General features: G+C 70.0%; 19 protein-coding genes and 1 tRNA gene. 15 read left to right on the top strand and 5 right to left on the bottom strand.

The genetic code is table 11. From position 1 onward, the window contains the following. Positions 1–37: 37 nt before the first annotated feature. The 8 genes from hisI (at position 38) to DY157_RS04195 (ending at position 7,961) form a co-directional block, all read left to right on the top strand. Positions 38–403, top strand: coding sequence for a phosphoribosyl-AMP cyclohydrolase (gene hisI / locus DY157_RS04230; RefSeq protein ID WP_115727371.1), 366 nt, complete (start codon positions 38–40; stop codon positions 401–403). Then, complete coding sequence (locus tag DY157_RS04225; protein ID WP_115727370.1) at positions 400–1,980, top strand: chorismate-binding protein; 1,581 nt, start codon at positions 400–402, stop codon at positions 1,978–1,980. The genes hisI and DY157_RS04225 overlap by 4 nt, the downstream gene beginning before the upstream one ends. 73 nt (positions 1,981–2,053) lie before the next feature. Next, a complete protein-coding gene (gene trpC / locus DY157_RS04220) occupies positions 2,054–2,899 on the top strand; it encodes an indole-3-glycerol phosphate synthase TrpC (protein ID WP_115727369.1) in 846 nt (281 codons plus the stop codon). 2 nt (positions 2,900–2,901) lie between these two features. Next, complete coding sequence (trpB, locus tag DY157_RS04215; RefSeq protein ID WP_115727368.1) at positions 2,902–4,194, top strand: tryptophan synthase subunit beta; 1,293 nt, start codon at positions 2,902–2,904, stop codon at positions 4,192–4,194. Then, a complete protein-coding gene (gene trpA / locus DY157_RS04210; protein WP_115727367.1) occupies positions 4,191–5,000 on the top strand; it encodes a tryptophan synthase subunit alpha in 810 nt (269 codons plus the stop codon). Before trpB ends, trpA begins: the two co-directional genes overlap by 4 nt. Further along, a complete protein-coding gene (gene lgt / locus DY157_RS04205; RefSeq protein ID WP_115727366.1) occupies positions 4,997–6,025 on the top strand; it encodes a prolipoprotein diacylglyceryl transferase in 1,029 nt (342 codons plus the stop codon). Before trpA ends, lgt begins: the two co-directional genes overlap by 4 nt. A gap of 9 nt (positions 6,026–6,034) precedes the next feature. Next, positions 6,035–7,480: a pyruvate kinase gene (gene pyk, locus DY157_RS04200; protein ID WP_115727365.1), complete on the top strand. Its 1,446-nt coding sequence runs from the start codon at positions 6,035–6,037 to the stop codon at positions 7,478–7,480. Between the two features lie 265 nt (positions 7,481–7,745). Further along, the gene (locus DY157_RS04195) at positions 7,746–7,961 is read left to right on the top strand and encodes a hypothetical protein (protein ID WP_115727364.1); all 216 of its coding nucleotides are present in this window, start codon (positions 7,746–7,748) and stop codon (positions 7,959–7,961) included. A gap of 95 nt (positions 7,962–8,056) precedes the next feature. On the opposite strand, the gene DY157_RS04190 is transcribed toward DY157_RS04195, so the two are convergent. Next, positions 8,057–8,650 carry an ANTAR domain-containing response regulator gene (locus DY157_RS04190; RefSeq protein ID WP_115727363.1) on the bottom strand — a complete coding sequence of 198 codons (594 nt, stop codon included), beginning with the start codon at positions 8,648–8,650 and terminating at the stop codon, positions 8,057–8,059. A gap of 63 nt (positions 8,651–8,713) precedes the next feature. Here DY157_RS04190 and DY157_RS04185 point away from each other — a divergent pair. After that, a tRNA-Leu gene (locus DY157_RS04185) sits at positions 8,714–8,787 on the top strand. Positions 8,788–8,873: 86 nt separating this feature from the next. Here the strand turns inward: DY157_RS04185 and DY157_RS04180 are convergent. Further along, positions 8,874–9,245, bottom strand: coding sequence for a PaaI family thioesterase (locus tag DY157_RS04180; protein ID WP_115727362.1), 372 nt, complete (start codon positions 9,243–9,245; stop codon positions 8,874–8,876). A 102-nt stretch (positions 9,246–9,347) separates the two neighbouring features. Between DY157_RS04180 and polA the strand changes: the two genes are divergently transcribed. Continuing rightward, positions 9,348–12,050, top strand: a complete 2,703-nt coding sequence (polA, locus tag DY157_RS04175; protein ID WP_115727361.1) for a DNA polymerase I — start codon at positions 9,348–9,350, stop codon at positions 12,048–12,050. A gap of 174 nt (positions 12,051–12,224) precedes the next feature. After that, positions 12,225–13,664, top strand: coding sequence for a 30S ribosomal protein S1 (gene rpsA / locus DY157_RS04170; protein WP_115727360.1), 1,440 nt, complete (start codon positions 12,225–12,227; stop codon positions 13,662–13,664). Positions 13,665–14,126: 462 nt separating this feature from the next. On the opposite strand, the gene DY157_RS04165 is transcribed toward rpsA, so the two are convergent. Continuing rightward, entirely contained in the window at positions 14,127–14,618 is a 492-nt protein-coding gene (locus tag DY157_RS04165; protein WP_160159448.1) for a hypothetical protein, read from the bottom strand. Positions 14,619–14,837: 219 nt separating this feature from the next. Between DY157_RS04165 and coaE the strand changes: the two genes are divergently transcribed. The 4 genes from coaE to DY157_RS04145 all read left to right on the top strand — a co-directional run bounded on the left by coaE (position 14,838) and on the right by DY157_RS04145 (position 21,247). After that, positions 14,838–15,515 carry a dephospho-CoA kinase gene (gene coaE, locus DY157_RS04160; RefSeq protein ID WP_115727358.1) on the top strand — a complete coding sequence of 226 codons (678 nt, stop codon included), beginning with the start codon at positions 14,838–14,840 and terminating at the stop codon, positions 15,513–15,515. Positions 15,516–15,543: 28 nt separating this feature from the next. After that, positions 15,544–17,604 (top strand): excinuclease ABC subunit UvrB, encoded by a 2,061-nt coding sequence (gene uvrB, locus DY157_RS04155; RefSeq protein ID WP_115727924.1) that lies wholly within the window; start codon positions 15,544–15,546, stop codon positions 17,602–17,604. Positions 17,605–17,842: 238 nt separating this feature from the next. Then, positions 17,843–18,856, top strand: a complete 1,014-nt coding sequence (locus DY157_RS04150) for a TerC/Alx family metal homeostasis membrane protein (protein ID WP_115727357.1) — start codon at positions 17,843–17,845, stop codon at positions 18,854–18,856. Positions 18,857–18,886: 30 nt separating this feature from the next. Beyond that, a complete protein-coding gene (locus tag DY157_RS04145; RefSeq protein ID WP_115727356.1) occupies positions 18,887–21,247 on the top strand; it encodes an HAD-IC family P-type ATPase in 2,361 nt (786 codons plus the stop codon). Positions 21,248–21,322: 75 nt separating this feature from the next. Here DY157_RS04145 and DY157_RS04140 read toward each other — a convergent pair whose 3' ends face one another. Both DY157_RS04140 and DY157_RS04135 read right to left on the bottom strand, forming a co-directional pair. Beyond that, positions 21,323–21,604 carry a YciI family protein gene (locus DY157_RS04140; protein WP_115727355.1) on the bottom strand — a complete coding sequence of 94 codons (282 nt, stop codon included), beginning with the start codon at positions 21,602–21,604 and terminating at the stop codon, positions 21,323–21,325. 70 nt (positions 21,605–21,674) lie between these two features. Next, positions 21,675–21,992, bottom strand: coding sequence for a YciI family protein (locus DY157_RS04135; RefSeq protein ID WP_115727354.1), 318 nt, complete (start codon positions 21,990–21,992; stop codon positions 21,675–21,677). Positions 21,993–21,996: the final 4 nt, after the last annotated feature.

Genomic DNA, 21,996 nt, shown 5'->3' with positions numbered 1-21,996 from the left:
CGCGCGACGACCGGCGCCGACGTGGCAGGATGACCGCGTGACTCTCGATCCCGCGATCTCCTCCCGCCTCAAGCGCGACGCCAACGGCCTCGTCGCCGCCGTCGTCCAGCAGTACGACACCCGCGACGTCCTCATGGTCGGATGGATGGACGACGAGGCGCTCCATCGGACCCTCACGACCGGTCGGGTCACCTTCTGGTCGAGGTCGCGGAGCGAGTACTGGCGCAAGGGCGACACCTCGGGGCACGCGCAGTACGTGAAGTCCGTGTCCCTCGACTGCGACGGCGACGCGCTCCTCGTCGAGGTCGACCAGGTCGGCGCCGCGTGCCACACGGGGAAGCGGTCGTGCTTCCTCGAGGGCGGACCGCTCGAGGCGGTCGTCGGGAACAGGCCGGCGCGATGAGCGCTCGAGTCTCCGACGCCCCCACGCCCGAGTCCCTCGAGTGGGGGCGCACCTGGCCGAACCGCGAGACCTTCCGCCGCCTCGCGAAGGGGCGGCGCGTCATCCCCGTCGTGCGCAGGGTCCTCGCCGACGAACTCAGCGCCGTCGGCGTCTACCGCCAGCTCGCGAAGCCCGGGGCCGGCACCTTCATCCTCGAGTCCGCCGAGCACGACGGCTCGTGGGGCCGCTGGTCCTTCGTCGGCGCCGACTCGCTCGGCGCGATCGTCTACCGCGACGGGCGGGCCGCCTGGGAGGGCGGTGCGCCGAGCGGCGCCCTCGAGTCGGGAGCCCTGCTCGACGTCCTCCACTCGGCGCTCGGCGCGCTGCGCGCCGACCCGATCCCCGGCCTCCCGCCGCTCACCGGCGCCCTCGTCGGATCCCTCGGCTGGGGGATCATCTCCGAATGGGAGCCGACCCTCGCGCCCTCGTCCCCGCGCGAGTCCGACGTCCCCGACGCCGCACTCGTCCTCGCCTCCGAAGTCGCCGCCCTCGACCACTCGAACGGGTCCGTGTGGCTGTGCGCGATCGCGTGGAACATGGACGGCTCGGACGCGCGCGTCGACGAAGCCTATGACTCCGCCCTCGTACGACTCGAGGGGATGGAGGAGCGCCTCGGCGCGCCGATCCGCCCCGCCGTCCTCGCGCCGACGGGCGCGGAGCGCCCGGCGATCGCCCACCGGACCCCGAAAGAGGACTTCGAGGCGAGCGTCGAAGCCGCCAAGGGCGCGATCCGCGACGGCGAGGTCTTCCAGATCGTCCTCTCCCAGCGCCTCGACGTCGATACCGACGCCTCGGGCCTCGACGTCTACCGCGTCCTGCGGACGATCAACCCCTCGCCCTACATGTACCTCCTCCGGCTCCCCGACGGGCGCGGCGGCGACTACGAGGTCGTCGGCTCCTCGCCGGAGACGCTTATGCGCACGGAGGGACGGCGCGTGTGGACGTACCCGATCGCCGGCTCGCGCCCGCGCGGGCGGACGGCGGCCGAGGATCGGGAGCTCGCGCGCGGCCTCCTCGAGGATCCCAAGGAGCTCTCCGAGCACGTCATGCTCGTCGACCTCGCCCGCAACGACCTGTCGAAGATCTGCGCGCCCGAAACCCTCGAGGTCGCGACCCTCATGGAGATCAAGCGCTTCTCTCACATCCAGCACATCTCCTCGACCGTCACGGGCGTCCTCGCCGACGGCGTCGACGCCCTCGACTGCCTCGTCGCGACCTTCCCGGCGGGCACGCTCTCGGGCGCGCCGAAGCCGCGGGCGATCGCGCTCATCGACGAGTACGAGCCCGCGGCGCGCGGAGTGTACGGGGGAGTGGTCGGCTACTTCGACCTCGCCGGGGACACCGACCTCGCGATCGCGATCCGCACGGCCTCCATCGCCGACGGCGTCGCCTCTGTGCAGTCGGGCGCCGGGATCGTCGCGGACTCTGTGCCCGAACGGGAGTACGAGGAGACGCGGAACAAGGCGGCCGCGGCCCTCGAGGCCGTCCGGATCGCCTCGACCCTCGCACCGTCCTCGGGGGACCCCGGAGCCGCATGATGGGCCGATTCGGGCGCGAGCAGGGCGAAGGGATACGATCGACGACGTCGCTGGAAGACGGGAGGACCCATCCATGAGCGTCTTGGACGACATCATCGCCGGCGTGCTCGACGACCTCAAGGACCGCGAGGACGCGATCCCCATGGCCGAGATCAAGAAGCGCGCCCTCAAGGCCCCGGACGCCCTCGACGCGTTCGCCGTCCTGTCGGAGAAGGAGTGCGCCGTCTCGATCATCTCCGAAGTCAAGCGCTCCTCGCCCTCGAAGGGCGCGCTCGCCGACATCCCGGATCCCGCGCGGCTCGCCTCCCTCTACGAGGAGGGCGGCGCCTCCGCCATCAGCGTCCTCACCGAGGGACGGCGCTTCCACGGCTCGCTCGCCGACCTCGACGCGGTCCGCGCGGCCGTCGACATCCCCGTCCTGCGCAAGGACTTCATCGTCACCCCGTACCAGATCCACGAGGCCCGCGCCCACGGCGCGGACCTCGTCCTCCTCATCGTCGCGGCCCTCGAGCAACCGGCGCTCGTGTCCCTCCTCGAGAGGGTCCACTCGCTCGGCATGAACGCCCTCGTCGAGACCCACTCGCGCCTCGAGGCCCTCCGAGCCCTCGACGCGGGCGCCCGCATCATCGGCGTCAACGCCCGAGACCTCAAGACCCTCGAGGTCGACCGCGCGACCGTCGAGCAGGTCATCGACGTCATCCCCGCCGAGGTCGTCGCCGTCGCCGAGTCCGGCGTGCGCGGCCCCCACGACGTCTTCGAGTACGCGAAGTGGGGGGCTGACGCCGTCCTCGTCGGGGAGGCCCTCGTCACCTCGGGCGATCCGCGCTCGAGCATCGGCGACATGGTGAGCGCGGGGTCGCACCCGGCCCTGCGCACGGATCGCAAGGCGCGCGTGCGCGCCGCGCTGGAGGAGGAGTGAGCATGGCGCTGTCGTTCGTCCAGGGCCCGTACTTCGGAGAGTTCGGCGGCCGCTTCGTCGCCGAGTCCCTCATGGGGCCGCTCGAGGAGCTCGAGCGCGAATGGGCGCGCCTGTGGAAGGACCAGGACTTCCAGAAGCGCCTGCGCGACCTCCTCGTCGGCTACGCCGGCCGCCCCTCGCTCCTCACCGAGGCGCCGCGATTCGCGGAGGGCTTCGGCGGAGTCCGCGTCTTCCTCAAGCGCGAGGACCTCAACCACACGGGCTCCCACAAGATCAACAACGTCCTCGGCCAGGCGCTCCTCACGAAGGAGCTCGGGAAGACGCGCGTCATCGCCGAGACGGGCGCGGGCCAGCACGGCGTCGCGACGGCGACCGCGGCGGCGCTCCTCGGCCTCGAGTGCACGATCTACATGGGGGAGGAGGACACCCGGCGTCAGGCCCTCAACGTCGCCCGCATGCAGATGCTCGGCGCCGAGGTCGTCGGAGTCACCGCCGGGTCGCGCACCCTCAAGGACGCGATCAACGAGGCCTTCCGCGACTGGGTGACGAACGTCGAGACGACGAACTACATCTTCGGCACGGCCGCCGGCCCGCACCCCTTCCCGGGGATGGTCCGCGACCTCCAGCGCGTCATTGGCGACGAGGCGCGCGCCCAGCTCCTCGAGCGCGAGGGGCGCCTCCCCGACGTCGTCGTCGCCTGCGTCGGCGGAGGCTCGAACGCCATCGGCTCCTTCACGGGCTTCCTCGACGACCCCGAGGTCGAGCTCCTCGGCTGCGAGGCCGGGGGCGACGGCGTCGAGACGGGTCGCCACGCCGCCTCGATCACCGGCGACGAGGTCGGCGTCCTCCACGGCGCGCGGACCTTCCTCCTCCAGGAGCGCGACGGCCAGACGAAGGAGTCCCACTCGATCTCCGCCGGTCTCGACTACCCGGGCGTCGGCCCCGAGCACGCGTGGCTCGCGCGCACCGGGCGCGCCCGCTACATCGCCGTCACCGATTCCGAGGCGATGGACGCGTTCCTCCTGCTCTCCCGCACCGAGGGGATCATCCCCGCCATCGAGTCCGCGCACGCCCTCGCGGGCGTGCGCGCCTGGGCCGGAGAGAAGGCGGCCGAAGGACCCTTCGCCCCGGGCGAGGAGCCGATCGCCATCGTCACCGTGTCGGGACGCGGCGACAAGGACGTCGACACGGCGTCGAAGTGGTTCGGGCTCGGCACCCCGACCCTGCAGGTCATCGATCCGAGCGCCGGCCCCTCCGGGGTCGCGACTCTCGAGCGCGAGGAGGCAGCGAAGTGACGCGCGCGGTCCAGTCCCACGAGGCGATCGACGCGGCGAACGCGCGCGGCGACGCCGCCCTCATCGCCTACCTCCCGGTCGGCTTCCCCTCGGTCGACGACTCGATCCGGGCGGGCAAGGCCCTCGCCGACGCGGGCGTCGACGTCCTCGAACTCGGCTTCCCCTACTCCGACCCCGGGATGGACGGGCCGACGATCCAGAAGGCGACCGTCGCCGCCCTCGAGCGCGGCACCCACCTCGAGGACCTCTTCCGCGCCGTGGACGAGCTCACCGCCTACGGGCTGCCGACGTGCACGATGACCTACTGGAACCCCGTCGAATGGTGGGGCGTCGAGCGCTTCGCGAAGGACTTCGCCGCCGTCGGCGGCTCGGGCCTCATCACGCCCGACCTCCCGCCCGAGGAGGGCGCCCAGTGGGAGGCCGCCTCGGACGCGACCGGCCTCGAGCGCATCTACCTCGTCGCGCCCTCGTCCCCGCGGCGCCGCCTCGAACTCATCTCCGCGCACTCGCGCGGCTGGGTGTACGCCGCCTCCTCGATGGGCGTCACCGGCGCCCGCGCGTCGGTCGGCGCGCACGTCGCCGACCTCGTCGCCCGGACTCGCGACGCGGGAGCCGAGCGCGTCTGCGTCGGACTCGGCGTCTCGACCGGCGCCCAGGCCCACGAGATCGGCGCGTGCGCCGACGGCGTCATCGTCGGCTCCGCCCTCGTCAAGACGCTCTTCGCCGAGCCGATCGACCGCGCCCTCACCGACCTCGACGCCCTCGCGCGAGAGCTCGTCGCGGGCGTCAAGGGGGCCCGCGCATGATCGCGGCCTCCATCCCCTCGCCCTCGCGCGGCGTCTGGCACCTCGGCCCGATCCCTCTGCGCGCCTACGGGATCATCATCGTCACCGGCATGATCATCGCCGTCTGGTGGACGGCGAAGCGCTACAAGAAGCGCGGCGGCGACCCCGAGCTCATGTACGACGTCGCCCTGTGGGCGATCCCGCTCGGCATCGTCGGCGCCCGCCTCTACCACGTCATCACGACCCCGGAGAACTACTTCGCCGACGCGGCCTCGATGCTCCGGATCCTCAAGATCTGGGAGGGCGGCCTCGCGATCTGGGGCGGCGTCCTCTTCGGTGCGATCGGCGCGTGGATCGCCGTGCGCCGCGCCGGCCAGCGCTTCGGGCCGATCGCCGACTCGCTCGCGCCCGCGCTCATCATGGCGCAGGGCATCGGGCGCTGGGGCAACTACTTCAACCAGGAGCTCTTCGGCTCCCCGACGACCCTTCCCTGGGGACTCGAGATCGACGACGCCCACCTGCCCGCCGGCTACGCCTCGGGCACGCTCTTCCACCCGACCTTCCTCTACGAGTCGATCTGGAACCTCTCGATGGCGGCCCTCATCGCCTGGGCCGACCGGAAGTTCCGCTTCAAGTCGGGCCAGGTCTTCGCGCTCTACCTCTTCGCCTACCCGGTGGGGCGCATCTGGATGGAGACGATGCGCCTCGACGCGGCGCGCACTTTCCTCGGGATCCGCCTCAACGCGTGGACCTCGATGGGGATGATCGTCGTCGGGCTCATCCTCTTCCTCGTCGCGGGCCGTCTCGGCCGCTCGACCTCCCTCGTCGGCGCCGAGCGCTTCGGCGAGCCCGCCGCCGGCGCCGACTCCGCTTCTCTCGACGAGGACGCCGCGCCCTCGTCGATCCCGGCGGGGGAGGGGACGGCGACGAAAGAGGCCGCGACGGACTCCCCGGACGTCGGGAACGCGCGCGCGGATGAGCGGGATGGGATCATTCACGCCGACCGGGGCCCGTCGGAGCCCTTGGGACCTTCGTCGGGACGGTAGACTGACGGCATGCGCCGAGCAAAAATCGTCTGCACCATCGGACCGGCGACGGATTCGTCGGAACAGATCCAAGCCCTCGTCGACGCCGGAATGGACGTCGCACGCATCAACCGCTCCCACGGCAAGGCCGAGGACCACGAGGCCGTCATCGCCAAGGTCCGCAAGGCGTCGGCCACCTCCGGCCGCGCGGTCGCGATCCTCGTCGACCTCCAGGGTCCGAAGATCCGCCTCGAGACCTTCGCCGAGGGACCCCAGACCCTCGAGGTCGGGGATACCTTCACGATCACGACCCGCGACGTCCCGGGCACCAAGGAGCTCGTCGGCACGACCTTCAAGGGCCTGCCCGGCGACTGCGCCCCCGGCGATCGCCTCCTCATCGACGACGGCAACGTCGCGGTCCGCGTCACCGAGGTCACCGAGACCGACGTCGTCACCCGCGTCGAGGTCCCCGGCGTCGTCTCGGACCACAAGGGCCTCAACCTTCCCGGCGTCGCCGTGTCCGTGCCCGCCCTGTCCGACAAGGACAAGGAGGACCTCCGTTGGGCCCTCGAGCAGGAGGCCGACTTCATCGCCCTCTCCTTCGTGCGGTCCGCGTCCGACATCGAGGACGTCCACGCGATCATGGACGAGGTCGGGTTCCGCCTCCCCGTCATCGCGAAGATCGAGAAGCCCCAGGCCGTCGACGCGCTCGCCGAGATCGTCGACGCCTTCGACGGCATCATGGTCGCCCGCGGCGACCTCGGCGTCGAGATGCCGCTCGAGTCCGTGCCGCTCGTCCAGAAGCGCGCCATCGAGCTCGCCCGCCGCGCCGCGAAGCCGGTCATCGTCGCCACCCAGGTGATGGACTCGATGATCAAGAACCCGCGACCGACGCGCGCCGAGGCCTCCGACTGCGCGAACGCGATCCTCGACGGCGCCGACGCGGTGATGCTCTCGGGCGAGACCTCGGTCGGCGCCTACCCGATCGAGGCGGTCCGCACGATGGCCCGCATCGTCGAGTCGACCGAGGAGAACGGCGGCGAGATGATCGCCCAGCTCTCCGGCTTCTTCGTCAACGACCGCGCGGCCGTCATCTGCGAGGCCGCGGCGTCGATCGCCGAGCACCTCGAGGCCCGCTACCTCGTCACCTTCACCCAGTCGGGCACCTCCGCCCGGAAGATGTCGAGGCTGCGCCGCCCGATCCCGATGCTCGCCTTCACGCCGCTCGAGTCGACGAGGCGCCGCCTCGCCCTCACCTGGGGCATTCAGACCTACCGCGTCCCGGAGGTCCGCCACACCGACGACATGGTGTGGCAGGTCGACCAGGTCGCCCAGTCGTCGCACCTCGCCGAGATCGGCGACCAGCTCGTCATCATCGCCGGCATGCCGCCGGGGACCGCGGGCTCCTCGAACATGCTGAGGATCCACGAGGTCGGGGACGAGGTCGACTACTCGATCGGCGGTTCGCACCACTGATCGGACGGATCCACGGGGCGCCGGCACTCCTTCGGGAGCGCCGGCGCTCGGGTTTTCGCCGACTTCGCCGCGAGCGACGCGGCGTGCCGAGCCTCACCGCGCGGAATCCGCCAAGGCGAGTAGACTGGAGCCGGTGCCGAGGACATCGGGCCGCCGACGGCGGCGGAATCGATGCGGCACTCCGATGAACTTCGGCCGAACGGGTTGCCTGCGCCCCTCTCGCGCATACCCCGAGGCCGACTGAAGGAATGATGGAGAAGAAGAAATGAATACTGATACCCGGACCGTGTCGGTCCATTCCACGGTCTTCGATCGTCAGGCGAACAACCTGGAGATCGAGCAGCTCGGCCAGGCCGTTCGGCCGTGGTTCGACGACCTGTCGGACACGTCGATCGCCCAGGCGATCGCCGACCTCGACGTTCCGGAGGCGCGCGGCGCGGCCGCCCGCTTCCTCGGACTCGAGCTCATCCCCGTGGCCTGAACCGACGATACGGACTCAGAGAGAAGCGCCGAGGAGGAATCCTCGGCGCTTCGGCGCATTCGGGGCGACCCGAAGGTACGCCCCACGCGCGCGGATCAGTCGTCGACCTGATCGATGACGGCGTCGGCGACCTCGCGCATGGAGAGGCGGCGGTCCATCGACGTCTTCTGGATCCAGCGGAAGGCCTCGGGCTCGGTCATCCCCATGTTTTTCATGAGGAGGCCCTTCGCGCGATCGACGCGCTTGCGGGTCTCGAAGCGGTCGGAGAGGTCGGCGATCTCCTCTTCGAGGGACTCGATCTCCTGGTGGCGCGAGAGGGCGATCTCGACCGCGGGGATGAGGTCGGCGGGGGAGAAGGGCTTGACGACGTAGGCCATCGCGCCGGCGTCGCGGGCGCGCTCGACGAGCTCGGTCTGCGAGAAGGCGGTGAGCATGACGACGGCGCAGGAGAGCTCGGAGAGGATCTTCTCGGCTGCGGTGATGCCGTCCATGCGGGGCATCTTCACGTCCATGACACAGAGGTCGGGCTCGAGCTCGAGGGCCAGCTGGACGGCTTCCTCGCCATCGGCGGCCTCGCCGACGACGGTGAAGCCCGCCGCGGTGAGCGTCTCGACGATGTCGAGGCGGATGAGTCCCTCATCCTCGGCGACGAGCACGCGGCGCGGTTCGGTGGCGTTGTCAGCAGTCATGGCACATCCTCAATTTCCTGATCGAGCACCGCTATCATAAGCTGGTCTCGCGCTTCGCGCGTGGCCCCGATAGCCCAACTGGCAGAGGCGGTCGGCTCAAACCCGGCTTGTTGTGGGTTCGAATCCCACTCGGGGTACTCTACCAAGCTCGAATCGCGGGTACGCCTCGAGTGTCGTGAATGTCCCGCTGCTCACCGCGATGCCGCGGCCGGGCGGCGAACGGTCACCTTCTCGCGAGAATCCTGTTCGTCACCCGCGCCGTGGAGATGAGGCGCCCGTCGCCGTCGCGCAGTTCGACGAGGTGCACCGTCGAGGAGCCTCCGAGGTGGACGGCGGTCGCCGTCGCCGTGACGACGCCGGCGCGCGCCGAGGAGATGTGGGAGATCGAGAGCTCGGTGCCCACGGCGAATCCCGTGTCCCTCCCGTGGACGGCGCGCGCGTGGATCTGCGCGGCGAAGGACGCGGCGGTCTCGGCGAGCGCGGCGGAGGCGCCGCCGTGGAGGATCCCGGCCGACTGGGTGTTCCCCTCGACGGGCATGGTGATGACGGTCCGGGCGGGGGAGTGCTCGAGCACCTCCATGCGCATCGCCTCCATGAGGGAGCCGGGCCAATGGGCGCCGACGAACCCCCCATCGACGGAGGGATCGGGGCGGGGCGTTGACGGGACTGAAGCGTTCACGCCCTCTAGGGTGGCACCATGAGCGAGACTCTGCTGATCATCGACGGCCACTCGATGGCGTTCCGCGCCTTCTACGCGCTCCCCGCGGACAAGTTCACGACCCGCACCGGGCAGCATACGAACGCCGTCTACGGGTTCGTCTCCATGCTCGTCAAGCTCATCGAGACGGAGGCTCCCGACCGGATCGCCGTCGCCTTCGACGTCTCGCGCCACTCCTTCCGCACCGAGGAGTACCCCGAGTACAAGGGGACCCGCGACGAGACCCCCGTCGAGTTCAAAGGTCAGGTCGAGCTCATCTCCCAGGTCCTCGACGCGATGGGTATCGTCTCCCTGCGCAAGGACGGCTACGAGGCTGACGACATCCTCGCGACCCTCGCGAAGCGGGGCGGCGAGGCCGGGATGCGCGTCCTCGTCGTCTCGGGCGACCGCGACTCCTTCCAGACGGTGACGGATTCGGTGACCGTCCTCTACCCGGGCACGGGACCCGGCGACCTCCGTCGGATGACGCCCGAGGCCGTCGAGGAGAAGTACGGCGTACCCCCGCGTCGCTACCCGGAGATCGCCGCGATCGTCGGGGAGACGAGCGACAACCTGCCGGGAGTGCCCGGCGTCGGACCGAAGACCGCGGCGCAGTGGATCACCTTCTTCGACGGCCTCAACAACCTCCTCGACCGCGCCGACGAGGTGAAGGGGAAGCGGGGCGAGGCGCTGCGCGAGCACCTCGACGACGTCCGCCGCAACCGTCGCCTCAACCACCTTCTCACCGACCTCGACCTCGGCGTCTCCCTCGACGACCTCGCGCGCGGGGCGACCGACAAGTCGGGCCTCTTCGACCTCTTCGACGTCCTCGAATTCGGGGGACTGCGCGCGCGCGTCATGGCGGTCGCCGGCGTCGGCGCGGAGGACGCGCCCGCGGCCCCCACCGAATCGGCCTTCGCGTGGGACGCCGACCTCGACCTCGTCGTCGTCGATGACTCGACCGACATCGCCGCCTGGGCCGCGGCCGGCCCCCTCGAGGCTCTCCACATCGCAGGATCGACGGCTCCGGCGCGCGGTCGGATCGACCTCCTCGCCCTCGCGGGGCGCGGTCGCGCCCTCGTCGTCGACCCCGTGGTGCTCACTCCTGCTCAGGAGTCGACGCTGGCCGGCGTCCTCGCCGGGCTCGAGGGCGTCGTCGTCCACGACGCGAAGGGGACGAGCCACGCCCTGCGCGCCCACGGCTGGACGATCCCGTGGCCGAGGATCGACACCGCGCTCGCCGCCTATCTTGTGCGCCCCGACTCGCGCTCCGTCGAGTTGCCGGTCCTCCTTGAGCGCTACCTCGACATCGACGTCGCGAACGGATCGGACTCGGACGCGCTCTTCGACCTCGGCGACGCCGACGGCATCCCCGCCGCGGCCCTGCGCGCCGCCCGCCTCGCGCGCGCCCTCCCGGCGCTGTGGCGCGTCCTCGCCGACGCGCTCGCCGACTCGGGGGAGGCGCGCCTCCTCACCGACATGGAGCTGCCCGTCGCCCGCGTCCTCGCCGCCATGGAGGACACGGGAATCGCGGTCGACGCCTCCGTCCTCGAGGCGCAGTCGCGCGCGCTGGGCGACGAGGTCGAGGCCGCTCGCGCGGCCGCCATCGCCGTCATCGGGGAGGACGTCAACCTCTCGAGCCCCAAGCAGCTCCAGCGGATCCTCTTCGACGTCCTCGGCCTGCCGAAGACGAAGCGGACGAAGACCGGGTACACGACGAACGCCGAGGCCCTCGTCGACCTGCGGGCGCGCCTCGCCGACGAGACCTCGCGCGGCGCCGTCTTCCTCGACAACCTCCTCGTTCACCGCGACCGCATCAAGCTCAAGCAGATGGTCGATACCCTCATCGCCGCGGTCCTCCCCGACGGCCGCATTCACTCGACCTTCTCCCAGGTCGTCGCCGCGACCGGGCGCCTCGCGTCCTCGGATCCCAACCTCCAGAACATCCCCGCGCGCACGCCCGACGGCCTGCGGATCCGCTCCGGGTTCGTGCCCGGTGCCGGCTTCGAGTCGCTGATGTGCGTCGACTACTCGCAGATCGAGATGCGGATCATGGCGCACCTGTCCGGCGACGAGGGGCTCATCGGCGCCTTCGCGTCCGGGGAGGACCTTCACCGGACGATGGCGTCGATGGTGTTCGGCGTGCCCGTCGACGAGGTGACCGGCGAGCAGCGCTCCCGCATCAAGGCGACCTCCTACGGCCTCGCCTACGGGCTCTCGCCCTTCGGGCTCTCCCAGCAGCTCCGCATCCCCGTCCCCGAGGCGTCCGCCCTGCGCGACCGCTACTTCGAGCGCTTCGGGCGCGTGCGCGACTACCTCGACGAGATCGTCGAGCGGGCGCGCGTCGAGGGCTACACGGAGACGATGTTCGGGCGGCGCCGCTACCTCCCCGACCTCACCTCCTCCAACCGTCAGCGCCGCGAGATGGCCGAGCGCGCCGCCCTCAACGCCCCCATCCAGGGGAGCGCCGCCGACATCGTGAAGATCGCGATGGTGAGGGTCGTCGACGCCCTCGCGGCCGCCGGCCTCGCATCCCGCGTCCTCCTCCAGATCCACGACGAGCTCCTCCTCGAGGTCGCGCCGGGGGAGCGGGATCGCGTCGAGGAGATCGTCCGGGCCGAGATGGCCCGCCCCGTCGAGATGCGGATCGCCCTCGAGGTCGCGGTCGGCGTCGGGCCGAACTGGATGGACGCCGCGCACTAGGGACGCACCGGGGAATCGAGACGCGGCCCACGAAAACGGGCCGCTCGGGGGTGTCGGAGCGCCCGCGCGCCCTGGTAGAGTGGTTCGCGGTGCCCCGGGACCAGTGCGTCCGCACCCCGGGAGGACCGCTCGAATATCCGCCTACTATTCAGTCCGTTTCGGAGACACAACTACATGACCACCAACACGCCGCAGGTCGCGGTCAACGACATCGGCTCCACCGAGGACCTGCTTGCCGCCATCGACGAGACCATCAAGTACTTCAACGATGGCGACATCGTCGAGGGCACTGTCGTCAAGGTCGACCACGATGAGGTCCTCCTCGACATCGGCTACAAGACTGAGGGCGTGATCCTCTCTCGCGAGCTCTCCATCAAGCACGACGTGGATCCGGACGACGTCGTCGCGGTCGGCGACAAGATCGAGGCCCTCGTCCTCCAGAAGGAGGACAAGGAGGGGCGTCTCCTCCTGTCGAAGAAGCGCGCCCAGTACGAGCGCGCCTGGGGCCAGATCGAGAAGGTCAAGGAGGAGGACGGCGTCGTCACCGGCACCGTCATCGAGGTCGTCAAGGGCGGCCTCATCCTCGACATCGGTCTCCGCGGCTTCCTCCCCGCCTCCCTCGTCGAGATGCGTCGCGTCCGCGACCTCCAGCCGTACATCGGCCGCGAGATCGAGGCGAAGATCATCGAGCTCGACAAGAACCGCAACAACGTCGTCCTCTCGCGTCGCGCGTGGCTCGAGCAGACCCAGTCCGAGGTCCGCACGAACTTCCTCCACACGCTCGCCAAGGGCCAGGTCCGCACGGGCAACGTCTCGTCGATCGTCAACTTCGGCGCGTTCGTCGACCTCGGCGGCGTCGACGGCCTCGTCCACGTCTCCGAGCTCTCCTGGAAGCACATCGACCACCCGTCCGAGGTCGTCGAGGTCGGCCAGGAGGTCACGGTCGAGGTTCTCGACGTCGACATGGACCGCGAGCGCGTCTCCCTCTCGCTCAAGGCGACCCAGGAGGATCCGTGGCAGGCGTTCGCGCGCACCCACGCGATCGGCCAGGTCGTCCCCGGCAAGGTCACCAAGCTCGTCCCCTTCGGCGCGTTCGTCCGCGTCGAGGACGGCATCGAGGGCCTCGTCCACATCTCCGAGCTCGCTCAGCGTCACGTCGAGCTCCCGGATCAGGTCGTCAAGGTCGGCGACGACGCCTTCGTCAAGGTCATCGACATCGACCTCGAGCGCCGCCGCATCTCGCTCTCCCTTAAGCAGGCCAACGAGGGCGTGGACCCGAACTCCGACGAGTTCGATCCCTCGCTCTACGGCATGGCCGCCGAGTACGACGAGAACGGCAACTACAAGTACCCCGAGGGCTTCGATCCGGAGACCCAGGAGTGGATGGAGGGCTACGAGGCCCAGCGCGAGGCCTGGGAGGCCCAGTACGCCGAGGCTCAGGCCCGGTGGGAGGCCCACAAGGCCCAGGTCCTCAAGGCCCAGGAGGAGGACGCCGAGGCCGCTCCGTCGGTCGAGGAGCAGGCCTCCTACTCCACCCCCGTGGACAACGCCGGCACGCTCGCCTCGGATGAGGCCCTCGCGGCCCTCCGCGAGAAGCTGACGAACAACAACTGAATCCCAGGGTCCAGGCCCGGATTCGACTGACAGGGCGCGCGCCCCGCTTCGGCGGGACGCGCGCCCTTCGGCGTTTCACTGATGCGCTCCTGGTGGCCTCGAGACGTTCGTCGTGGGCACCGGTGCACGTTCAATGAGAGTGAAGTCGGGATCGGAGTTGGCGCGTCGTCGGGTGCAGTGGGGCGCGACACCCGCTTTCACTTTCCTTGACGCACATGGTCGTGTTCCTCATGTGCAGCGGCGAGTGAACACGTGGATTTCGCCGCTGAACCCTACGGATCGCACCTGGATGGCACACTCGACGGGCTTGCGCGCCGATTGACCACGCCGAAACGGCGATTCGGGGGACGTGAAGGCGCGAATCCGCCTGCGAAGGGACCCAGATCGCACACTCGACGACTCTGTTCGTCCGCCGGGCACGGCGAGACGGCGATCCGGGGGATAAGTCTCATCGGCGACCAACTAGGCCTCCGAATAGGAAGCGTCCTTTCGTACTCGGATTCTCGATTTCGCGAACGCGACGAGGATCGCGATGGCCGGTCCGATGAGTATCGAAATGATGTAGAGGTCCATGTTGAGATCTGCGGGGCGTGAACGGGCATTCGCCTCAACGATTGCGGACTCAAGGCCGACGGTGGTCCAGACTCCTGCGAGGGCCACGTACTTCACGATGCCGAACTGCGACACTCGATGTCGGCCGAGGGCTTCGATTCCGCATGCGACCGCGGCGAGGAGCAGCCATGCGAACGAGAGAACGAACGCGAACGCGATGAAGGACGCGAGGTCTTCCTTTCCATTTGCTTCTCCCAACGGACCCCAATGAACCGTGAGAGTCGCCGGTAGTTGTGAGCGGCTCGCCCTGAGATAGCAAGCGAGAAAGACGAGTGGAAGGGCTGAGAGCACCGGCACGGTGATGAGCACTGCGCGATCTGTGTGGGGGTCGTCGGCATTCACGGGGCCTCGGTTCTCCGGAGGTTACTGCGCCCAAGGTAGGTCTTTCTCAGGAGCAGGGAAAGCACTCCAGTGGAAAGAAGCGCTGCAACGCCTCCCAATGTTACAGGCGTCACACGGCTTCGGGCGGTCCGCGCGAGTGGGAGGATGAGGGCACCGAGTCCGGGAGGCGCCGACGCGGCGCCGCAACCTCGGACGGGCGACGAGCGGGAGGAGCCGATCATGGCGAGGATCGAGACGGGCGGAGCAGTGGCCACCCTCATCCGGGAGTTCGAGCGCCCCTCCGTGTGCGCGCTGCGCATCGGCCTGACGGGCGGCATCGGATCGGGCAAGTCGAGCGCGACCCGCGCCCTCGCGGATCGCGGAGCGCTCGTCGCCGACGCCGACGAGATCGCCCGCGAGGTCGTCGCTCCGGGCACGGAGGGCCTGAGGCTCGTTGTCGAGCGCTTCGGCGGGGGAGTGCTCGACGAGGACGGGGCCCTCGATCGGGCGGCGCTCGGCCGGATCGTCTTCGCCGATCCGCGCGCCCGCGCCGACCTCGAGGCGCTCACCCACCCGCTCATCGCCCAGCGGGCCGCCGCGATCCTCGCGGGCGCCGTCGTCGGGGGCCTCGCCGTCTACGACGTGCCGCTCCTCGTCGAGAAGGACATGGCCCCGCTCTTCGACGCAGTGATCGTCGTCGACGCCCCGCAGGAGACCCGCATCGCGCGTCTCGAGACCCGGGGGATCGGCCGCGAGGACGCCCTCGCCCGCATCGCCTCGCAGGCTCGTGAGGCTGAGCGCCGCTCGATCGCGCACGTGTGGATCGAGAACTCCGGCACTCCGGACGACCTCGTCGCCCTCGTCGCACGCGTCGACGAGGTCTGGCTGCGCCCCGCGCAGGGCGGCCCCACCGCATAACGACTACGGTGGGGGCGTGCAGAATCGCGTGACCCGCCAGGAGCACCCCTTCGAGGTGATCTCCGAATACACCCCCTCCGGCGACCAGCCCAAGGCGATCAAGGAGCTCGCCGCGAGGCTGCGCGACGGCGAACAGGACATCGTCCTCATGGGCGCGACCGGCACCGGCAAGTCCGCGACGACCGCATGGCTCATCGAAGAGGTCCAGCGACCCGCCCTCGTCATCGAGCCGAACAAGACGCTCGCCGCGCAGCTCGCCGCCGAGTTCCGCGAGCTCCTTCCGAACAACGCGGTCGAGTACTTCGTCTCCTACTACGACTACTACCAGCCCGAGGCGTACATCCCCCAGACGGACACGTACATCGAGAAGGACTCCTCGATCAACGACGAGGTCGAGAGACTCCGCCACTCGGCGACGAACAACCTCCTCACCCGCCGCGATACAGTCGTCGTCGCCTCCGTCTCCTGCATCTACGGCCTCGGCACGCCCGAGGAGTACGTCGCCCGCATGGTCGAACTCGAGCGCGGGATGACGATCGACCGCGACGACCTCCTCCGCGCCTTCGTCAACATGCAGTACGTCCGCAACGACATCGCCTTCACGCGCGGGACGTTCCGCGTGCGCGGGGACACGATCGAGATCATCCCCGTCTACGAGGAGCTCGCGATCCGCATCGAGATGTTCGGCGACGAGATCGAGACGCTCTCCGTCCTCCACCCGCTCACGGGGGACGTCATCGACGAGGTCGACCACGTCTACCTGTTCCCGGCCTCCCACTACGTGGCCGGCGAGGAGCGGATGAAGCGGGCGATCGCCTCGATCGAGGAGGAGCTCGCGGAGCGCCTCGCGTGGTTCGAGTCCCAGGGCAAGCTCCTCGAGGCGCAGCGCCTGCGCATGCGGACGACCTACGACCTCGAGATGCTCCGCGAGATCGGCTCGTGCTCGGGCGTCGAGAACTACTCGCGCCACATCGACGGACGCGGCCCCGGCACCCCGCCCCACACCCTTCTCGACTACTTCGCCGACGACTTCGTCCTCATCATCGACGAGTCCCACGTCACCGTCCCCCAGATCGGCGCGATGTTCGAGGGCGACATGTCGCGCAAGCGGACGCTCGTCGACCACGGGTTCCGACTTCCGTCCGCGATGGACAACCGCCCGCTCAAGTGGGACGAGTTCGTCGAGCGCATCGGACAGACCGTCTACCTCTCGGCGACGCCGGGCGACTACGAACTCTCGCGTTCGGACGGGGTCGTCGAGCAGATCATCCGCCCGACCGGCCTCGTCGACCCGAAGATCGTCGTCAAACCGACGAAGGGGCAGATCGACGACCTCCTCGAGCAGGTCCGCGCCCGCGTCGAGAAGGACGAGCGCGTCCTCGTCACCACCCTGACGAAGAAGATGGCCGAGGACCTCACGACCTATCTCGCCCAGCGGTCCGTCCGCGTCGAGTACCTCCACTCCGACGTCGACACGCTCCGCCGCGTCGAGCTCCTCCGCGAACTGCGCCAGGGGAAGTTCGACGTCCTCGTCGGCATCAACCTCCTGCGCGAGGGCCTCGACCTCCCCGAGGTCTCCCTCGTCTCGATCCTCGATGCCGACAAGGAGGGCTTCCTCCGCTCGACGCGCTCCCTCATCCAGACGATCGGGCGCGCCGCCCGCAACGTCTCGGGCGAGGTCCACATGTACGCCGACACGATCACGGACTCGATGGCGCAGGCGATCGCCGAGACCGAGCGCCGCCGCGAGATCCAGATCGCGTACAACGAGGAGCACGGCATCGATCCGCAGCCGCTGCGCAAGAAGATCGCCGACGTCACCGACATGCTCGCCCGCGAGCAGGTCGACACGGAGACCCTCCTCGAGGGAGGCTACCGTCGAGAGCGCAGCGCGGGGGAGCGAAGCCGATCGCGCGCGGGCGCCTCGCCCGCCGACCGCGCCGACGCCGACCTCGCGTCCCTCATCGAGGAGCTCTCCGCCCAGATGATGACCGCCGCCGAGAACCTTCAATTCGAGGTCGCCGCGCGCCTGCGCGACGAGATCGCCGACCTCAAGAAGGAGCTCCGCCAGATGCGCGCGGCGCGCTGAGGAGGGCGGCCGCGCCCGAGCGGCGCACGGCGGCGAGTGAGATTCGCCGCGTCCACAGGCGCGTTCCGTTCGCGTCATCCGCCTCGGGTACGGGTAGACTCGTGCCCGAGGGGAGTAATCCCGTGAACTGCCGATTCGTCATCACGGCGTTGGGAACGAGCAATGCTCGGGTCGGCGGCCCGTTCGGGTGGGAAGAGACCTCGCCCATACGCTCGTACCTCTAAGGGGTTCCCACACCGTGCACGTTCACGCCCTCGGCTGGCTCGGCCTCGCCATCGTCGTCCTCGTCCTCATCACCATCGACGTCCTCGGGCACGTCCGCACCCCGCACCCGCCGACGGTGCGCGAGGCGACCCGCTGGACCTTCGGCTACATCGGCCTCGCGCTCCTGTTCGGCCTCCTCATCTGGGGGATCTACGGCGGCGTGTACGCGGCCGAGTTCTACGCCGGATGGGTGACCGAGTGGTCGCTGAGCGTCGACAACCTCTTCGTCTTCATCCTCATCCTCTCGGCGTTCCGCGTGCCGCGCGAGTACCAGCAGAAGGCGCTCCTCTTCGGCATCGTCATCGCCCTCGTCCTGCGACTCGTCTTCATCCTCATGGGCGCCGCTCTCGTCGAGCGCTTCTCCTGGGTGTTCTTCCTCTTCGGCGCCTGGCTCCTCTACACGGCGGCCACGCAGCTGCGCTCGGCGCGCGAGGACGAAGCGGAGGAGGAAGAGGAGTACCGCGAGAACAAGATGGTCCGCATGGTCCGCCGGATCTTCCCGGTGACCGACGGCTTCATGGGTCAGAAGTTCCTCCACCGCCACGGCGGCCGGACCTACCTCACGCCGATGCTCCTCGTCGTCTTCGCCCTCGGCACCGCGGACCTCATGTTCGCCTTCGACTCGATTCCGGCGATCTTCGGCCTCACCCACGAGCCCTACCTCGTCTTCGCCTGCAACGCCTTCGCGCTCCTCGGCCTCCGCCAGCTCTTCTTCCTCGTCGACGGGCTCCTCTCGCGCCTCGTCTACCTCAACTACGGCCTCGCGGTCATCCTCGCCTTCATCGGCTTCAAGCTCGTCTTCCACGCGATGCACGAGAACACCCTCGTCTTCATCAACGGCGGCCGCGGCTTCGAGTGGGCGCCGGAGGTCGGGATCATCGAGTCCCTCGCGGTCATCCTCGTGACGATCGGCATCACGGTCACCGCCTCGCTCCTCAAGACCCGCAAGGACGCCCGACGCGCCGCGCTCGAGGAGGTCGCCCGGTAAGGTCGGGGGAACCGACCCGAAGGAGGACTCATGACCGAGCCCGCGATGCGCGGACTGACGTCGAACGAGGCGCGCGAGCGCGTCGAACGGGGGGAGGCCAACGCGGTCGTCTCGCGTACCTCCCGGTCCGTCCGCTCGATCGTGAGGGAGAACGTCCTCACGCTCTTCAACGCGATCCTCGTCGGCGCGGCCGTCCTCGTCCTCCTCTTCGGGCACCTCCAGGACGTCGTCTTCGGCGGCGTGATGATCCTCAATGCGATCATCGGCATCGTCTCCGAGCTCCGCGCGAAGCGCACCCTCGACGCCCTCGCGATCGTCGACGCCCCGACGGCGACGGCCCTGCGCGACGGCGAGCAGCGGGTCCTGCGCACCGACGAGGTCGTCCTCGACGACGTCCTCGTCCTCGGGCTCGGCGACCAGATCTGCGTCGACGGCGACGTCCTCGACTCCTCCGGCCTCGAGGTCGACGAGTCCCTCCTCACCGGCGAGTCGACGCCCGTCAAGAAGAAGGCGGGCGAGCCCGTCCTCGCGGGCACCTCGGTCGTCGCCGGATCCGCCCGGATCGTCGCGCGCAAGGTCGGAGGCGCCACGTACGCCCAGGACCTCGCACGCCGCGCCCGCGCCTACACGCGGACCGTCTCACAGATCCAGGAGAGCATCGATCGGGTCCTGCGCGTCGTCTCGACGCTCCTCGTCCCGATCGTCCTCCTCACCCTCTGGTCGCAGACCCGGATCGCCGGCGATCAGGGCGGCTGGCGCGGCGCGATCGTCCTCGCCGTCGCGAGCGTCGTCGGAATGATCCCGCAGGGACTCGTCCTCCTCACCTCCCTCAACTTCGCGATCGGCTCCGCGACGCTCGCCAGGCGCGGCGTCCTCGTCCAAGAGCTCGCGGCCGTCGAGGTACTCGCCCGCGTCGACGCTCTGTGCGTCGACAAGACGGGCACGCTGACGACGGGGCGGATCCGATGCCGGGAGATCCGGTACGCGGACGGGCCGGGGGAGTGCGCGCCCGCCCTCGCCGCGCTCGTCGCCGACCGCACGAACGCCACCGCCATCGCCATCGCCGACGAGGTCGGAGCCCCCGATGCGGGAAGTCCGATCGACTGGGCGGTGCCCTTCTCCTCCGCCCGCAAGTGGTCCGCCCTCGCGTCGGGCGGGACGGCGTGGTACCTGGGAGCCCCGGAGATCCTCGGCGCGGGCGCTCCGACGCCCTTCGACGAGATCGTCGCGCAAGCGGCGGGTTCGGGCCTGCGCGTCGTCGTCCTCGCGAAGGCCAGTGATTCGGGCGAGTCGGAGGAACTGCCGGAGGCGCGCGAGGTCGTCGGCGTCGCCGTCCTCGAGGAGGAACTGCGCTCCGACGCCGCCGAGACCCTCGAGTACTTCCGCGCACAGGGCGTGCGGGTGCGCGTCATCTCCGGCGACAACCCCGTCACCGTCGGCGCGCTCGCGCAGCGGGCCGGCCTCGTGAACGACGGATCCGACCTCGTCGCGCGAGACGCCCGCGACCTGCCCGCCGACACCCTCTCCGACGAGTTCGCGCGGATCGTCGAGGAGACCGACGTCTTCGGGCGCGTCACCCCCGAGCAGAAGCGCGCCATGGTCCAGGCCCTCCAGGCGAACGGCCACTGCGTCGCGATGACCGGCGACGGCGTGAACGACGCGCTCGCCCTCAAGGACTCCGACCTCGGGATCGCGATGGGCAACGGCGCGCAGGCGACGAAGGCGGTCGCCCAGCTCGTCCTCGTCGACTCGAAGTTCGCCACCCTCCCCGGCGTCGTCGCCGAGGGACGGCGGATCATCGCGAACATGGAGCGCGTCTCCGCGCTGTTCCTCGCGAAGACCGTGTACGCGGCGCTCCTCGTGCTCGCCTGCGCGGTCCTCGCCCTGCCCTACACCTTCCTTCCGCGCCACTACACGTACATCGACGCCTTCACGATCGGGATCCCCGCCTTCGTCCTCGCCCTCGCCCCCAACGCCCGTCGCTACGTCCCCGGCTTCCTCCACCGGACGCTCGCGCTCGCCGTGCCCGCGGGGATCGCGCTCGGGGGAGCGGCCCTCGGGGCCTACCTGGTCGTCGGGCCGAATACGACCGGCGGGCGGACCGCCGCGACGCTCGCGCTGATGATCGGGGCGCTCTGGCTCCTGTCCGTCACCGCCCGCCCGCTCGTCGGCTGGCGCATCGGGCTCCTCGCGGCCATGGCGGGCGCCGCCGTCGCGGGGGTCCTCATCCCCTTCATCCGGACCTTCTTCGCGCTCGAGACACCGACCGGACCGCAATGGGCGGCGATCCTCGTCGCTGGACTCGTCGCCGGACTCGTCGTCGAGCTCGCCCACCAGCTCTACCACGGGCGCATCCACGCGCGCGCCGAGGCGGCCGGAGCCGCGCGCTAGCGAGGAGTCGCCCGGATGCGCGAACGGTCGGGGCCCGTGGGCCCCGACCGCCGTGCCGAATGGGTTCGCGAGGGATCAATACCGGGAGATCACCGGATTCCAGGAACGGATCGTCCGGGTGAGGATGACGCCCGCCTTCATGAAGGGGTCCTCGTCGAGGAGGGCGGCAACCTCGTCGGCGGACTCCGCCTCGAAGATCAGAAGGGCGCCGGGCGCGCCGTCGCCGAGCGGGCCGGAGGCGACGTTGAGGCCCCGGTCCTTCAGCCCCGTGAGGTAGGCGCGGTGGAGCGGACGGACCTCGTCCATCGTCTCCGTGAGAGTCGGATCGTAGTCGTAGAAGATCGCGAAGTGAGCCATGACTCCACGGTAGGCCGATCAGCGCCAGCGCGCGAGGGCTCGCCGCCCCGTCCTCGTGAATTGGGAGGGGTCAGGAGATGGGGAATTCCGTCGCGAAGCCCTCGGCGCCGATGCCGATCGTCGGCACCCACTCGCGGATGCGCTTCGAGAGGATGAAGCCGTTGACCTCGAAGGGGTCGTCGGCGAGGATCTCCTCGACCCTGTGCGCCGAGGAAGCGGTGAGGATGATGAGCGCGTCGTTCGACTGGCCGTCGCGGAGGAAGCCGGAGGCGATGAGGCGGCCCTCGGAGTGGAGACGGCGGAGGAACTGACGGTGCGCCGGCCGGAAGTCCTGGATGAGGGACTCGAGGGAGTGGTCGTACGCGTACTCGATCACGTAAAGGCTCATGGGA

Origin of the sequence: Actinomyces culturomici, from assembly GCF_900499005.1 — a bacterium.
Classification (GTDB): Bacteria; Actinomycetota; Actinomycetes; order Actinomycetales; family Actinomycetaceae; genus Pauljensenia; species Pauljensenia culturomici.
The sequence above is the reverse complement of the archived record's forward strand: the minus strand, read 5'-3'. Positions and strand labels throughout refer to the sequence as shown.